Source organism: Citrobacter sp. wls714 (assembly GCF_005281025.1).
GTDB classification, from domain to species: domain Bacteria; phylum Pseudomonadota; class Gammaproteobacteria; order Enterobacterales; family Enterobacteriaceae; genus Citrobacter; species Citrobacter werkmanii.
In genome coordinates, this window is record NZ_SZWZ01000034.1 from 1 (window position 1) to 215 (window position 215).

Below are 215 nucleotides of genomic sequence, written 5' to 3' on the forward strand. Positions count from 1 at the left end.
CGTATCCAGCAGGAGCTGTCTTCGTTTCCGGGACAATAGCGGTCCCAGTGAAAACGTACCCGCACGCGGCCATGCTCATCGCAGAAGATTTCCTCACCAGCCGGGCCGGTAACAATGGCGCTCTGCGGGCCGTCAACGGAGGGTTTGGGCAACGGGGAGGAGCGCCATGTCCGGTCAGCCGGGATGACGTCCAGGCTGTTACTGAGCGTGGTGCC

1 pseudogene is annotated in these 215 nt (G+C 62.8%); it reads right to left on the reverse strand.

Annotated features, from left to right (window positions below):
• Window positions 1–215: pseudogene (locus tag FDX11_RS09755) on the reverse strand (type VI secretion system tip protein VgrG); the annotation flags it as partial.